At 67.4% G+C, this 15,293-nt stretch carries 14 protein-coding genes; 7 read left to right on the top strand and 7 right to left on the bottom strand.

Annotated features, from left to right (window positions below; all coding sequences use genetic code 11):
- Position 1: 1 nt before the first annotated feature.
- On the bottom strand, positions 2-871 hold the full coding sequence (locus N415_RS06375; protein ID WP_173817410.1) for a PAC2 family protein: 870 nt from the start codon (positions 869-871) through the stop codon (positions 2-4).
- A gap of 360 nt (positions 872-1,231) precedes the next feature.
- Between N415_RS06375 and metH the strand changes: the two genes are divergently transcribed.
- Complete coding sequence (gene metH / locus N415_RS06370; protein WP_068178434.1) at positions 1,232-4,981, top strand: methionine synthase; 3,750 nt, start codon at positions 1,232-1,234, stop codon at positions 4,979-4,981.
- A gap of 10 nt (positions 4,982-4,991) precedes the next feature.
- Here the strand turns inward: metH and N415_RS06365 are convergent, their stop codons facing one another.
- The gene (locus tag N415_RS06365; RefSeq protein WP_068178432.1) at positions 4,992-5,417 is read right to left on the bottom strand and encodes a nuclear transport factor 2 family protein; all 426 of its coding nucleotides are present in this window, start codon (positions 5,415-5,417) and stop codon (positions 4,992-4,994) included.
- Positions 5,418-5,521: 104 nt separating this feature from the next.
- Between N415_RS06365 and N415_RS06360 the strand changes: the two genes are divergently transcribed.
- The 4 genes from N415_RS06360 (at position 5,522) to N415_RS06345 (ending at position 8,662) form a co-directional block, all read left to right on the top strand.
- Entirely contained in the window at positions 5,522-5,803 is a 282-nt protein-coding gene (locus N415_RS06360; RefSeq protein ID WP_068126071.1) for a phosphoribosyl-ATP diphosphatase, read from the top strand.
- Between the two features lie 2 nt (positions 5,804-5,805).
- Positions 5,806-6,663: an ATP phosphoribosyltransferase gene (gene hisG, locus N415_RS06355; RefSeq protein WP_068178429.1), complete on the top strand. Its 858-nt coding sequence runs from the start codon at positions 5,806-5,808 to the stop codon at positions 6,661-6,663.
- Positions 6,664-6,788: 125 nt separating this feature from the next.
- The gene (locus N415_RS06350) at positions 6,789-7,298 is read left to right on the top strand and encodes a hypothetical protein (protein WP_068178426.1); all 510 of its coding nucleotides are present in this window, start codon (positions 6,789-6,791) and stop codon (positions 7,296-7,298) included.
- Positions 7,295-8,662 (top strand): FAD-containing oxidoreductase, encoded by a 1,368-nt coding sequence (locus tag N415_RS06345; protein WP_068178423.1) that lies wholly within the window; start codon positions 7,295-7,297, stop codon positions 8,660-8,662. The genes N415_RS06350 and N415_RS06345 overlap by 4 nt, the downstream gene beginning before the upstream one ends.
- 86 nt (positions 8,663-8,748) lie before the next feature.
- Here the strand turns inward: N415_RS06345 and N415_RS06340 are convergent, their stop codons facing one another.
- From N415_RS06340 to N415_RS06330, 3 genes are all read right to left on the bottom strand, one after another.
- On the bottom strand, positions 8,749-8,964 hold the full coding sequence (locus N415_RS06340) for a hypothetical protein (protein ID WP_068126080.1): 216 nt from the start codon (positions 8,962-8,964) through the stop codon (positions 8,749-8,751).
- A 7-nt stretch (positions 8,965-8,971) separates the two neighbouring features.
- Positions 8,972-10,231: a DEAD/DEAH box helicase gene (locus tag N415_RS06335; protein ID WP_068178422.1), complete on the bottom strand. Its 1,260-nt coding sequence runs from the start codon at positions 10,229-10,231 to the stop codon at positions 8,972-8,974.
- Positions 10,232-10,478: 247 nt separating this feature from the next.
- Positions 10,479-11,345, bottom strand: a complete 867-nt coding sequence (locus N415_RS06330) for a RecB family exonuclease (protein WP_068178419.1) — start codon at positions 11,343-11,345, stop codon at positions 10,479-10,481.
- A 74-nt stretch (positions 11,346-11,419) separates the two neighbouring features.
- On the opposite strand from N415_RS06330, the gene trmI reads away from it, so the two are divergent.
- Entirely contained in the window at positions 11,420-12,262 is an 843-nt protein-coding gene (trmI, locus tag N415_RS06325) for a tRNA (adenine(58)-N(1))-methyltransferase TrmI (protein ID WP_068178417.1), read from the top strand.
- 2 nt (positions 12,263-12,264) lie between these two features.
- Here the strand turns inward: trmI and N415_RS06320 are convergent, their stop codons facing one another.
- Positions 12,265-12,567 (bottom strand): DUF503 family protein, encoded by a 303-nt coding sequence (locus N415_RS06320; protein ID WP_068126087.1) that lies wholly within the window; start codon positions 12,565-12,567, stop codon positions 12,265-12,267.
- Positions 12,568-12,572: 5 nt separating this feature from the next.
- Entirely contained in the window at positions 12,573-13,163 is a 591-nt protein-coding gene (locus N415_RS06315) for a hypothetical protein (protein WP_068178412.1), read from the bottom strand.
- A 282-nt stretch (positions 13,164-13,445) separates the two neighbouring features.
- Here N415_RS06315 and arc point away from each other — a divergent pair, with 282 nt between their 5' ends.
- Positions 13,446-15,275, top strand: coding sequence for a proteasome ATPase (gene arc, locus N415_RS06310; RefSeq protein WP_068178408.1), 1,830 nt, complete (start codon positions 13,446-13,448; stop codon positions 15,273-15,275).
- Positions 15,276-15,293: the final 18 nt, after the last annotated feature.

The following is a 15,293-nucleotide window of genomic DNA, read 5'->3' as shown; positions in this document are numbered from 1 at the left end:
ATTATTTGCGACGCCGGCGCAGGTAGCGCTCGAATTCGGCGGCCAGCGCGTCGCCGTCGATCTTGCCCAGGGCCTCGTTCATGTCGACCTCGGCGTCGCCGCGCTGCTCGAGCGACGACACGTATTCGGCCAGGTCCTCGTCCTCGGCGGCCATCTCGGTGATGGCCTGCTCCCACTCCTCGGCCTGCATCGGCAGGTCACCCAGCGGCACCTCGATGTCGAGGACGTCCTCCACTCGGCGCAGCAGCGCCACGGTCGCCTTCGGGTTCGGTGGGTTCGACACGTAGTGCGGCACCGCGGCCCAGAACGTCACCGCCGGGATCCCGGCGGCGACGCAGGCGTCCTGGAACACCCCGGCGATCCCGGTCGGGCCCTCGTAGCGGGTCTCCTCGAGTCCGAAGCGTTTCGCCGACTCCGGGGAGTACGCCGCGCCCGACACCGGCACCGGGCGAGTGTGTGGGGTGTCGGCCAGCAGGGCCCCGAGGATGACGACGGTGTCGACGTTGAGCTTGTCGGCGATGGCCAGCAACTCGGCGCAGAACGTGCGCCAGCGCATGTTGGGCTCCACGCCGTGCATCAAGACGACGTCGCGGTCGCTGCCCGGTGGCCGGCAGTGGGTGATCCGCATCGCCGGCCACACCAGCTCGCGGGTGACCCCGTCGATCTGCCGGATGACCGGCCGATTCACCTGGTAGTCGTAGTAGGCCTCGTCGTCGATCTCCACGATCGGGTCGGCCTCCCAGATGGCGTCCAGGTGTTCGAGCGCGTCGCTGGCCGCGTCGCCGGCGTCGTTCCAGCCCTCGAACGCCGCCACGACGATGGTGTTGTGCAGTTCGGGCAGCGCACGGGCTTCCGGGCCACGATCCGGCAGGGTCACAGAATCAGCGTACGGCCTGCCGCAAACCGCCCGCGCCGTTCCGCGAGCCTTGCCTGGCAGGGATCTGCCAACCGCCGGGCATATTCCATAGGCCGACTATCCTTGTGGCGTGATTGCCGCCAACGAATACCGCTCGGAAATGCGTTCGGCTGCAAACTGGTTAACCTTGGTAACTATCACGTCGCCGACGAGATCCGCGAGCGGCGACGAGTTGGGCGTCCAGACCTCGATCGGGTGACGACGTAGACTTTTCTGGTCGAGAGGCGTTGCAACGGCTATTTAGGGGCCCCGAGCCCCGGGTATCCGCCACGCTCGGCAGAGTCAAGGACGCCTTCCGCTACGGAAGGAACGCACGTGAACTCCTCTGAGCCGAGAACCTTTGCGCCGAACATCCGCCCCGACTGCACCGACGCACTGACGGCTGCTCTCCGCCAGCGGATCATGGTGATCGACGGCGCGATGGGCACGGCGATCCAGCGGGACCGGCCGGACGAGGCGGGCTATCGCGGCGACCGGTTCACCGAGTGGCCGACCGCCCTGCAGGGCAACAACGACCTGCTCAACCTGACGCAGCCGCAGATCATCGAGGGGATCCACCGCGAATACCTCGACGCGGGCGCCGACATCCTGGAGACCAACACGTTCAACGCGAACGCGATCTCCCTCTCCGACTACGGCATGCAGGAACTGGCCTACGAGCTGAACTACGCCGGCGCTGCCCTGGCCCGCAGGGCCGCCGACGAGTACAGCACGCCGGAGAAGCCCCGCTACGTCGCCGGCGCCATCGGGCCCACCACGCGGACCGCGTCGATCTCGCCGGACGTCAACGACCCCGGCGCCCGCAACGTTTCCTACGACCAGCTGGTCGCCGCCTACCTCGAAGCCGCCAACGGCCTCGTCGACGGCGGTGTCGACCTGCTCATCGTCGAGACGATCTTCGACTCGCTGAACGCCAAGGCGGCGGTGTTCGCCGTCGAGACCCTGTTCGAGGAGCGCGGACGCCGCTGGCCGGTGATCATCTCGGGCACCATCACTGACGCGTCCGGGCGAACGTTGTCCGGGCAGGTCACCGAGGCGTTCTGGAACTCGATCCGGCACGCGAAGCCGCTCGCGGTCGGCCTCAACTGCGCGCTGGGCGCCCCGGAGATGAGGCCCTACATCGCCGAGGTGTCGCGGATCGCGGACACCTTCGTCTCCTGCTACCCGAACGCCGGCCTGCCCAATGCCTTCGGCGAGTACGACGAGACCCCGGAGCGTCAGGCCGGCTATATCGAGGACTTCGCCGAGGCCGGCCTGGTCAACCTGGTCGGGGGCTGCTGCGGGACGGCGCCGCCGCACATCGCCGAGATCGCCAAGGTTGTCGAGGGCAAGGCGCCGCGTGAGGTGCCGCAGATCCCGACGGCGACCCGCCTGTCGGGCTTGGAGCCGCTCAACATCACCGAAGACTCCCTGTTCGTGAACATCGGCGAGCGCACCAACATCACCGGCTCGGCCCGGTTCCGCAACCTGATCAAGGCAGAGGACTACGACAGCGCGCTGTCCGTGGCCCTGCAGCAGGTCGAGGTCGGTGCGCAGGTCATCGACATCAACATGGACGAGGGCATGATCGACGGCGTCGCCGCGATGGACCGGTTCACCAAGCTGATCGCGGCCGAGCCGGACATCAGCCGCGTCCCGGTGATGATCGACTCCTCCAAGTTCGAGGTCATCGAGGCGGCCCTGAAGAACACCCAGGGCAAGCCGATCGTCAACTCGATCTCCCTGAAGGAGGGCGAGGAGAAGTTCGTCCGCGAGGCGCGGCTGTGCCGCAAGTACGGCGCGGCCGTCGTCGTGATGGCCTTCGACGAGCAGGGTCAGGCCGACAACCTCGAGCGCCGCAAGCAGATCTGCGGGCGTGCCTACCGGATCCTGACCGAAGAGGTCGGCTTCCCGCCCGAGGACATCATCTTCGACCCGAACTGCTTCGCGCTGGCGACCGGGATCGAGGAGCACGCGTCCTATGGGCTCGACTTCATCGAGGCCTGCGCCTGGATCAAGGAGAACCTGCCGGGAGTGCACATCTCCGGCGGTATCTCGAACGTGTCGTTCTCGTTCCGCGGCAACAACCCAGTCCGCGAGGCGATCCACTCGGTGTTCCTGTTTCACGCCATCAAGGCCGGCCTGGACATGGGCATCGTCAACGCCGGCGCGCTGGTGCCCTACGACTCGATCGACCCCGAGCTGCGGGACCGCATCGAGGACGTCGTCCTGAACCGGCGCGAGGACGCGGCCGAACGGCTGCTGGAGATCGCCGAGCGGTTCAACAGCACGGACAAGGGTGAGGACCCGAAGGCGGCCGAGTGGCGCAGCCTGCCGGTCCGCGAGCGGATCACGCACGCCCTGGTCAAGGGCATCGACGCCCACGTCGACGAGGACACCGAGGAGTTGCGGGCCGAGATCGCCGCCGCGGGTGGTCGCCCGATCGAGGTGATCGAGGGCCCGCTGATGGACGGCATGAACGTCGTCGGGGATCTCTTCGGCTCGGGAAAGATGTTCCTGCCCCAGGTCGTGAAGTCGGCCCGCGTGATGAAGAAGGCCGTCGCGTACCTGCTGCCGTTCATCGAGGCGGAGAAAGAGCAGAACGGCACTGCGGCAGCGAAGGACACCAACGGCACGATCATCATGGCGACCGTGAAGGGTGACGTCCACGACATCGGCAAGAACATCGTCGGAGTTGTCCTGCAGTGCAACAACTTCGAGGTGATCGACCTCGGCGTGATGGTCCCAGCCGAGAAGATCCTGAACGCGGCCAAGGAGCACGACGCCGACATCATCGGGCTGTCCGGCCTGATCACCCCGTCCCTGGACGAGATGGTCAACTTCGCCGCCGAGATGGAGCGCGAGGGGATGGAAATCCCGCTGCTGATCGGCGGCGCGACGACCTCGCGCGCCCACACGGCCGTGAAGGTGGCGCCGCGTCGCAGCGGTCCGGTGGTCTGGGTCAAGGATGCGTCCCGCTCGGTGCCGGTCGCCGCCGCGTTGCTCGACGACAAGCAGCGTCCGGCGCTGCTGGAGGCCACCGAGAAGGACTACGCGTCGCTGCGCGAACGGCACGCCCAGAAGAACGAGCGGCCGACGCTGACGCTGGAGAAGGCCCGCGCCAACCGGACGCCGATCGACTGGGACGGCTACACGCCGCCGGTCCCGGCCCAGGGCCTCGGAGTACGCGAATTCCCTGACTACGACCTAGCCGAATTGCGCGAATACATCGACTGGCAGCCGTTCTTCAACGCCTGGGAGATGAAGGGCCGGTTCCCCGACATCCTCAACAACCCGACCTCGGGTGAGGCGGCCCGCAAGCTCTACGACGACGCCCAGCAGATGCTCGACACCCTGATCAAGGAGAAGTGGCTGACGGCCAACGGGGTGATCGGCTTCTTCCCGGCGAACGCGGTTGGGGACGACATTGAGGTCTACACCGACGACACCCGCACCGAGGTGCTCACCACGCTGCACAACCTCCGCCAGCAGGGCGAACACCGCGACGGCATCCCGAACCGGTCGCTGGGTGACTACATCGCGCCCAAGGACACCGGCCTGGCCGATTACGTCGGCGCCTTCGCGGTCACCGCGGGGCTGGGCAGCCAAGAGAAGATCGCGGAGTTCAAGGCGGCCCTCGACGACTACAGCGCCATCCTGCTGGAGTCGATCGCAGACCGGCTGGCGGAGGCGTTCGCCGAACGGATGCACGAACGGGTCCGCAAGGAGTTCTGGGGATACCAGCCGGACGAGCACCTGGACAACGAGGCACTCATCGACGAGAAGTACGTGGGAATCCGCCCCGCCCCCGGCTACCCGGCCTGCCCGGAGCACACCGAAAAAGTGACGCTCTGGAACTTGATGGACGTTAAGGAGCGGACCGGCATCGAACTCACCGAGTCGATGGCGATGTGGCCCGGTGCCGCCGTCAGCGGCTGGTACTTCTCGCACCCGCAATCGCAGTACTTCGTGGTCGGTCGGATGGCCCAGGACCAGGTCGCCGACTACGCAAAGCGCAAGGGCTGGACCCTGCAGGAAGCCGAACGCTGGCTCGCCCCCAACCTCGGCTACAACCCGGAGGACTGAGCCACAACTTTCAGGACGGCCGCCCCGGCGGCCGACCGGAAGTCCAGGTGACGTGCATGGCTGTCCGGGCGATGCGCCAGCCCGCGGGGCCACGGACGAATTCCGCCTCACACCAGGTGCCGCTGGTGAACAGATCGCCTTCGGGGTGGACGTGATGGTTGACCTGGTTCCAGCGCGCCGACGCTCCACGGCCGCCAGGGTCCGCGTCGACAAGGTAGTTCAGGCCGAGGTGTTGGGTGCGGACGAACTGCAGCACGCCACGGCGTGTGTTGGCCACGATCGAATCAATCCCCTCGGCGTTCCCGATGGGAAACGTGACGACCGCGTCCTCGGTGAAAAATCCACGCGCCCAGTCGTCGTCGAATTTGCGTTCGTCCAGTGAGCACAGGTATCGGTCCACCAGTTCGGCGATCTCGCTCTTGATGCCAATGTCCATGGGCCCGAGGCTAAAACTTCGACAACGCTTTAGGTCAAGTCGATATTAGGGGCCTAACTTGTCGTCCGGTCCGGCGAAACCGCCGTGACTTCGCTGGCCGGCACGTGGAACAATCGCTGGCCGTGAAGACCTTCGAGGATCTGTTCGCCGAACTCGGTGATCGTGCGCGCACCCGGCCGGCCGGCAGCGCCACGGTCGCGGCGCTGGACGGCGGCATACACGGGCTGGGCAAGAAGATCCTGGAGGAGGCCGGCGAGGTGTGGCTGGCCGCCGAACACGAACCCGACGACGCGCTGGCCGAAGAGATCAGCCAGTTGCTGTACTGGACGCAGGTGCTGATGATCGCGCGCGGACTGTCCCTCGACGACGTCTACCGGAAGCTGTGAGCATGCTGCGCGTGGCGGTTCCCAACAAAGGCACGCTGAGCGAGCCGGCCAGCGAGATCCTCTCGGAGGCCGGCTACCGTCGCCGCACGGATTCCAAGGATCTCACCGTCGTCGACCCCGTCAACCAGGTCGAGTTCTTCTTCCTGCGGCCCAAAGACATCGCGATCTACGTGGGTTCGGGCGAGCTGGATTTCGGCATCACCGGTCGGGACCTGGTGCGCGATTCCGACGCGCCGGTGCGCGAGCGCCTGGCGTTGGGTTTCGGGTCATCGAGCTTCCGCTACGCCGGCCCGGCCGGGCGGGACTGGACGACGGCCGACCTGGCCGGCAAACGGATCGCCACCGCATACCCGAACCTGGTCCGAAAGGACTTGGCGGAAAAGGGGATTGACGCGACGGTTATCCGGCTCGACGGCGCGGTGGAGATCTCGGTGCAGCTCGGGGTGGCCGACGCCATCGCCGACGTCGTCGGGTCCGGGCGCACCCTGAGCCTGCACGACCTGGTGGCGTTCGGTGAGCCGCTGTGCGATTCGGAGGCGGTGCTGATCGAGCGGGCCGACGACCACGGCCACGGCGAGACCAAGGCCGTGCGCGATCAACTCGTCGCGCGGGTCCAGGGCGTGGTGTTCGGCCAGCAATACCTGATGCTCGATTACGACTGCCCCCGTTCGGTGCTGGACAAGGCCACGTCGATCACGCCGGGATTGGAATCGCCCACGATCGCGCCGCTCGCCGATCCGGATTGGGTGGCGATCCGCGCGCTGGTGCCCCGCCGCGGCGTCAACGAGATCATGGACGAGCTCGCCGCCATCGGCGCCAAGGCGATTCTGGCTTCGGACATCAGGTTCTGCCGGTTCTGATCGTCGTGCCGCGACCGCGGCTGTGTTAGCGTCCGCTCTAGGGCTGACGAATTACCAACGCCCGTTTCTCCATGGGCTGTCATCCCTTACCCTTGCCGCGCTGTTCGTCCCCCAGGAGGGTCTCCGTGACACACGCGCTTATTCTGCTGCTGGCTCTACTGATTGGTGTCGTCGCCGGGTTGCGTTCGCTGACGGCTCCCGCCGTCGTCGCCTGGGGCGCCTACCTCGCCTGGATCGACCTGCACGGCACCTGGGCGTCCTGGATGGGCAACATCATCACCGCCATCGTCTTCACGCTTCTCGCCATCGGCGAACTCGTCAACGACAAGCTGCCAAAGACGCCGGCCCGCACGGCGCCACCCATCTTCGCCGCCCGGATCATCACGGGCGGGCTGGCGGGCGCGGTGCTGGGCGCGTGGCCGCACTGGACGTTCTCGGCGCTCGGCGCCGGCATCATCGGGGCGGTGCTCGGCACCTTCGGCGGCTATCAGGCGCGCAAACGTCTGGCCGCGGTGGCCGGCAAAGACCTGCCGATCGCGCTGCTCGAGGACGCCGTCGCGATCTTGGGCGGGTTCGCCATCGTTGCGGTGACGGGTCACGTGCTGACGGAATACATCCTGTCGGCGGTTAAGTGACGGAGCATTTCGACGCGATCATCGTCGGTGCCGGGCAGGCCGGCCCTCCGCTGGCGGGCCGGCTGACCGCGGCCGGGCAGCGCGTCGCGATCATCGAGCGCAAGCTCGTCGGCGGCACCTGCGTCAACACCGGATGCATCCCGACCAAGACCCTGGTGGCCAGCGCGCACGCCGCCCACTTGGCCAGGCGCGGCGCCGAATACGGCGTCGCGACCGGGTCGATCAGCGTCGACATGGCAAAAGTCAAGGCGCGCAAAGACGACATCATGCTCAGCGACCGCAAGGGCGTCGAAAGCTGGCTCGAGGGCATGGACGGCTGCACCCTGATTCGCGGTCACGCCCGCTTCACCGACCCGCACACGATCTCCGTTAACGGCGAACTGCTGCACGGCGAGCGAATCTTCCTCAATGTCGGTGGGCGTGCCGTGGTGCCGGACATCCCGGGACTGTCCGACATCGACTACCTCACCAACGTGTCGATCCTCGAACTCGACACGCTGCCATCGCATCTCGTCATCGTCGGCGGCAGCTACATCGCGCTGGAGTTCGCGCAGATGTACCGGCGCTTTGGGGCCCGGGTGACCGTGGTCGAGCGCGGCCTGCGGCTGGCGTCCCGCGAGGACGAGGACGTTTCCGCCACGGTCAAGGAGATCCTGGAGGTCGAGGGCATCGACATCGTGGTCGGCGCCGACGACGTTCGAATCACCAAGACCGCCAACGGGTTTGAACTGACGCCGCGGGCCGGTGCCGAGCCCATCGCCGGGAGCCATCTGCTGATGGCGGTGGGACGGCGCCCCAACACCGACGACCTCGGTCTCGAGGCCGCCAGGGTGCAGACCGAACGCGGCTACATCGTCGTCGACGACGAGCTCAAGACCAGCGTCGACCACATCTGGGCGATGGGCGACTGCAACGGCAAGGGCGCCTTCACCCACACGTCGTATAACGATTTCGAGATCGTCGCCGCCAACCTGCTGGACAACGACCCCCGCCGGGTAAGCGACCGCATCACCACCTACGCGCTCTACATCGACCCGCCGCTGGGGCGCGCGGGCATGACCGTGAGCCAGGTTCGCGCGTCCGGCCGCAAGGCGTTGGTCGGCAAGCGGCCGATGACGCGCGTCGGCCGGGCGGTGGAAAAGGGTGAGACGCAAGGCTTTATGAAGGTGGTGGTGGACGCCGAAACCGACGAGATCCTGGGGGCCGCCATCCTCGGCGTCGGCGGCGACGAGGCGATCCACGCCATTCTGGACGTCATGTCGGCCAAGGCGCCCTACACGACGCTCTCGCGCACGATGCACATCCACCCGACCGTCAGCGAGCTGATTCCCACGATGCTGCAGGAGATGTCGCCGCTCGAATGACCTAGTGGCGATCGCAAGCGCGGCCTAGCCGGCGCTGGGGGCACCTCCCGCTTGCGGGGGACTGGTCGCCACCATCGATCGAGTGACTACGGCGCTTTGGCGTACCTGCGCACGACGTCGTCCTCGCCGAACGAGCTCGTGTGCTGCTGGCCCTGAGCGTCGCGGCCGAAAAATGTCCACCGCTGCGGGCTCGTCTGCGGTCCGCTGATGATCTTGACCGTATACCGAAGCTCGGTGCGGTTCGCCGTGCCGATGACGTCACCGACACGAACCTTCGAAGGATGAATCTGCTGTTCGGCCATGAGTCCCCTAGTGGTGGGTAGTCGTTGCGGGGCGTCGAGATCGGCGGCGCCTGCTAGGCGCGCCGGAGGGGCGGTGGGAGGGCACCGTGACGGTACTGCGGGGCCTGGCCTCGCCGACGAGGGCGTGGATGGCGGGGGAGGCCGCGCTGACCGTTTGGGGCACCGCGCGAATGGCCGCCTTGCGCATCATCGACTCGGTTTCCCGGCGTTGCTCGGGCAGCACGATGGTGACGACGTCGCCGGAGGCACCGGCGCGGGCCGTGCGGCCGGACCTGTGCAGGTAGGCCTTGTGCTCGGCGGGCGGGTCGACATGCACCACCAGTTCGATGTTGTCCACGTGCACGCCGCGGGCGGCGATGTCGGTTGCCACCAGCACCCGGGCGTGTCCGGCGGCGAAGGCCGCCAGGTTTCGGTCGCGCGCGGGTTGCGACAGGTTGCCGTGCAGCTCCACCGACGCGATACCGGACTGGGTGAGCTGGCGGGCCAGCTTTCGCGCCTGATGCTTGGTCCTCATGAAGAGGATTCGCCGGGAGTCTCCCGCGGCCAACCGGTGCACCAACTCCTTCTTGGCTTGGGCCCCGTCGACGCAGAAGAGGTGATGCGTCATCTCCGGAGCTGACGACGTCGCTTCGACCACCGACCGCGTCACCGGATCGGTGAGGAATCGCTTGACCAAGGTGTCGACGGCGCCGTCCAGGGTGGCCGAAAACAGCATCCGCTGGCCGACGGCAGGGGTGGCCGCCAGGATACGGGTGACGGTCGGCAGAAAACCGAGGTCGGCCATGTGGTCGGCTTCGTCGATGACCGTGACCTGAACGGCGTCCAGGCTGACCACGCGTTGTTTCATCAGGTCGTCGAGGCGGCCCGGGCAGGCCACGACGATGTCGATGCCCGCCCTCAGCGCCGCGGCTTGCCTGTTCTGCGAGACCCCGCCGAAGATCGTGGCAACGCGCAGGCCTCGCACCTTGGCGAGGGGCTGGATGGTCGCGGCGATCTGGGTCGCCAGCTCGCGGGTGGGTGCCAGCACCAGCCCCGTGGGCCGGCCCGGTTGCCGGTTGGCTGGATCAAGCCGGGTGACCAGGGGAATCGAGAATGCGAGCGTCTTGCCGCTACCGGTCTTGCCGCGGCCCAGGACGTCGCGGCCGGCGAGCGTGTCCGGCAGCGTCTGCACTTGTATCGGAAACGGGTGGTGGACGCCCCGCGCGGCGAGCGCGTCGACCAGTGGCGGGCTCACGCCAAGGTGAGCAAAGGTGTTGTCTTCCAGCATGTTTCGATGTCCCTAAAGCTTCGATGGAGACGAGATTGCCGGTGTGGCAATATCGGTCGCCGCGACTCGAGCTTCCGCAGGTGCGCCTGGTCGTCTTGGACTCGGCGCCCCGGAGGGGATCTGAGCAAAGAAAACAAAGAATCGATCACGACTCGCCGGCAACCCACTGGGTCGCCGACGCTTTAGACAGGGTACCGCACTTGCGCGCGAATCCGCGTTTCGGACGGTTTCTCGTCCGCCCGACGCCTCACGCGGCCGGTTCGGTCGGATGCGAGATCGGTTGCGCCGCAGCAACATCCGGCCAACCCGGGTAGGGCGGTGGTGTTCCGCCGAAGGTCGGGCAGTGTTGCTGGTGGGGGCACCACTCGCACAACCGCGACGGGCTGGGGCGGAAGTCGCCCGTCGGCGCCGCGGACTGGATGGCGCGCCAGATCGCCATCAGAATCTTCTCGAAGCGCAGCAGCTCGTCGTGGTCGGGCGCGTAGTCCAGCACCTGGCCGTCGGCCAGGTAGATGATGCGAAGCCGGGCGGGCAGCACGCCGCGGGAACGCAGCAGGGCCACCGCGTAGAACTTCATCTGGAACATCGCCTTGAACTCGGCCAGCGCCCGCGCTTCGGGCGGCGCCTTGCCGGTCTTGTAGTCCACCACCCGCAGCTCGCCGGTGGCCGCGACGTCGATCCGGTCGATGAAGCCGCGCAGCAACGTGCCGTCGGCGAGTTCGACCTCGACGCGCTCTTCGCAGCTTTGGGGGTCGAACCGGGTCGGGTCCTCCAGCCGGTAGTAGCCGGTGAGCAACGCGCGGGCCTCTGCGAGCAGTTCGGTTCGCTGTTCGGGGTCGATGTCGCCGGCCAGATCGGGCTCCGCGCCCACGACCCGGTCCCACGCGGGCTCCACCAGCGACGTGGCGGTGTCGGGGCCGCGCAACTCGGCGGGCAGGCCGTAGAGCTGCTCGAGGGCGGCATGCACCACCGAACCGCGCAGCTGCGCGGTCGACGGCGCCTCGGGCAGCCGGTCGATCGCCCGGAAGCGGTACAGCAACGGGCATTGCTTGAAGTCCGCAGCGCGCGACGGTGATAGCGCCGGCCTGGCGCGTCCCTCCGGCTGGTCCGTCATGTGCGCAGCCTAGGACCGGGCCCCGACAACCCCCAAGCACCCGCCGCGGCGCGTCGGCTGGCACGCTAGACGGCGTGTCCGCGACCGGCCCGTTCACCGTTGGCGAACGGGTCCAACTCACCGACGCCAAGGGCCGGCATTACACGATGTCGCTGACCCCCGGCGCCGAGTTCCACACCCACCGCGGGTCGATCCCGCACGACGCCGTGATCGGGCTCGAGCAGGGCAGCGTGGTCAAATCCAGCAACGGCGCCGATTACCTGGTGTTGCGCCCGCTGCTCATCGACTACCTGATGTCGATGCCCCGCGGTCCACAGGTGATCTACCCCAAGGACGCCGCCCAGATCCTGCACGAGGGCGACATCTTCCCGGGTGCCAGGGTGCTGGAGGCCGGGGCCGGGTCCGGCGCGCTGACCTGCTCGCTGCTGCGCGCCGTCGGGTCCAACGGGCGGGTGGTCTCCTACGAGCAGCGGGCCGACCACGCCGAACACGCCCGCCGCAACGTCTCGGTGTTTTTCGACGGCGAACCGGACAACTGGCAACTGATCGTCAGCGACCTGGTGGACTCCGACCTGCCCGACGGCTCCTTCGACCGCGCAGTGCTCGACATGCTCGCGCCGTGGGAGGTGCTCGACGCGGCGGCGCGCCTGTTGATAGCCGGCGGAGTGTTGATGATCTACGTCGCCACGGTCACCCAGCTGTCGCGAACCGTGGAGGCGCTGCGGGCCCAGCAGTGCTGGACCGAGCCGCGGTCGTGGGAGACGCTGCAACGCGGCTGGAACGTCGTCGGGCTGGCCGTGCGACCGCAGCACTCGATGCGGGGGCACACGGCGTTCCTGATATTCACCCGACGGCTCGCCCCGGGCGTCGTCGCCCCGGCGCCGCTGGGCCGCAAGCGCCCGGGCCGCGACGGTTAGGACTAGTCGTCACTCCTGGTCAGGCCACGCCGCACCGACAGCAGCTCGAACTCGGGACGCGCCGCCACCAGGCGTTCGGCCGCGTCCAGCACGTCGACCGCGTGGCGGCGGTCACCGGACACCAAGGCCACGCCGATGCCCGCCCGTCGGTACAGCTCCTGCGCGCCGGTTTCGGCGGCCGACACGGCGAACTTGCGCTGCAGCTCCGCCACGACGGGCCGAATGACCGACCGCTTTTGTTTGAGTGATCGCACCCCAAGCTCCGGGCCCAGCAACACGTCGAACTCGAGCCAGCCGATCCACATCGCCGCTAGCCCGTGGGAGTCGGCGGGGGCGGGGCCGGAAGGGGCGCCGGGCTGGGGGCAGGCGCGGGCGGCGTCGTCCCGGTAGCCGGGTTGCCCAGTGCCAGCAGCATTTCCGCGGTCCGGCGGGAGAGCTGCCATCCGCCTTGGAACGGGGTGAACTCCATCGGGAAGGTGAAGTTGCCGTTATTCGGCTGGGCGGTTTTGACGGTCACGGTGGCCATCACGTGCGACGGGTTCTTGTCCGACCAGGCGACGTCGTTGGCCGCGAAGCTCATCGGCAGGTAACCGTTGTCCCGCAGCGCGTTGGTGAACTTGTCCAGCGTGCCCGCGCTCTCGGGGGTCGCGCCCTCGACAAGGTTCACCTTGTTAACGCCCGGCACGTTCGGGTCGGCGAGCCGATTCAGGACGTCGATGAGGGCGTCGGGCGGGGGCAGCGGCGCGGTCGGGGGAGCCGCGACGATCAGCGGGGTCGACGTCACCGGGACCGCCGACGAGGACGACGACACCACCTTGGTTCCGGTGTGCGCGCAGCCGGCCAGCCCGAGCGCCGCCACCGCCGCGAAGGCACTCAGCGCAACGGTCAAGCGTCGGTGCATAAGGTTCGTTCTGTGTCTAGGCGATCGGGCCCGCCGTCGGGCCAACGGGTGCAATGGAAGTCACACCGGGCCCGGCCCGCCGGCGAAGACGGTGCCGGCGGAGCCGGTGGCAAGGGCTTTTGGGGCCACGGCTGTCCTTTCGCTCGGCAAGATTCGTGGCAGAGATTACCAGTGGAACCAAAGTCTTAACTTTTCGTGAGCATTTGACTCCGCACATCAACCGGCAATCGCCGGTAGCGTTGAAGTACCACCGCACATTTCGGGGCGGGAAAGGAGCGCAACATGGGTGACTCAGAGCGTTCTGAAGCATTCGGCAATGCCCGTGAAACTGGCATGTCCAGCGGCGATGCAGCCGAATTGGAACAGTTACGCCGTGAGGCAGCGGTGCTGCGCGAGCAACTGGACCACGCGGTCGGGTCGGCAGGCGGCACACGATCCGCACGCGACGTGCATCAACTCGAGGCTCGCATCGACTCCCTCGCGGCGCGAAACTCAAAGTTAATGGAAACCCTCAAAGAGGCCCGTCAGCAACTGTTGGCGCTCCGCGAAGAGGTCGACCGGCTGGGTCAGCCGCCCAGTGGCTACGGCGTTCTGTTGGGGGCGCACGACGACGACACAGTCGACGTGTTCACCTCGGGTCGCAAGATGCGCCTGACGTGCTCGCCCAACATCGAGGTCGGTTCGCTGCGCAAGGGCCAGACGGTCCGGCTCAACGAGGCCCTGACCGTCGTCGAGGCCGGCACGTTCGAATCGGTCGGCGAGATCTCCACGTTGCGCGAGGTGCTGAACGACGGTCACCGCGCGTTGGTCGTCGGCCACGCCGACGAGGAGCGCATCGTGTGGCTGGCCGAGCCGCTGGTCGCCGAGGACCTGCCGGAGGGCCACCCCGACGCGCTCAACGACGACAGCCGCCCGCGCAAGCTGCGGCCGGGTGACTCGCTGCTGGTCGACACCAAAGCCGGTTACGCCTTCGAGCGCATCCCCAAGGCCGAAGTCGAAGACCTGGTGCTGGAAGAGGTGCCCGACGTCAGCTACCAGGACATCGGCGGCCTGACGCGCCAGATCGAGCAGATCCGCGACGCCGTCGAGCTGCCGTTCCTGCACAAGGAGCTCTACCGCGAGTACGCGCTGCGCCCGCCCAAGGGTGTGTTGCTCTACGGCCCGCCCGGTTGCGGTAAGACCCTGATCGCCAAGGCGGTCGCGAACTCGTTGGCCAAGAAGATGGCCGAGGTGCGCGGCGACGATGCCCGCGAGGCGAAGTCGTACTTCCTCAACATCAAGGGCCCCGAGCTGCTCAACAAGTTCGTCGGCGAGACCGAGCGGCACATCCGCCTGATCTTCCAGCGGGCCCGCGAGAAGGCCTCGGAAGGCACGCCGGTGATCGTCTTCTTCGACGAGATGGATTCGATCTTCCGCACCCGCGGCACCGGGGTCTCCTCGGACGTCGAGACGACGGTGGTGCCGCAGCTGCTCAGCGAGATCGACGGCGTGGAAGGCCTCGAGAACGTCATCGTCATCGGCGCCTCCAACCGCGAGGACATGATCGACCCCGCGATCCTGCGGCCCGGCCGCCTCGACGTGAAGATCAAGATCGAGCGCCCGGATGCCGAAGCGGCGCAAGACATCTTCTCGAAGTACCTGACCGAGACGCTGCCGCTGCACGCCGACGACCTCGCCGAGTTCGAGGGCGACCGCACGGCCTGCATCAAGGCGATGATCGAGAAGGTCGTCGAGCGCATGTACGCCGAGATCGACGACAACCGGTTCCTGGAGGTCACCTACGCCAACGGTGACAAAGAAGTCATGTACTTCAAGGACTTCAACTCCGGGGCCATGATCCAGAACGTCGTCGACCGGGCGAAGAAGAACGCGATCAAGTCGGTGCTGGAGACGGGTCAACCCGGCCTGCGCATTCAGCACCTGCTCGACTCGATCGTCGACGAGTTCGCCGAGAACGAGGACCTGCCCAACACCACCAACCCCGATGACTGGGCGCGGATTTCGGGCAAGAAGGGCGAGCGGATCGTCTACATCCGCACCCTGGTCACCGGCAAGTCGTCGAGCGCGTCGCGGGCCATCGACACCGAGTCGAACCTGGGCCAGTACCTGTAGGCGCCTGTCGGTCCTGCC

This window comes from Mycobacterium sp. UM_CSW, assembly GCF_000455205.1.
Classification (GTDB): Bacteria; Actinomycetota; Actinomycetes; order Mycobacteriales; family Mycobacteriaceae; genus Mycobacterium.
Note: the sequence above shows the minus strand (reverse complement) of the source record. Positions and strands in the feature narration are given on the sequence as shown.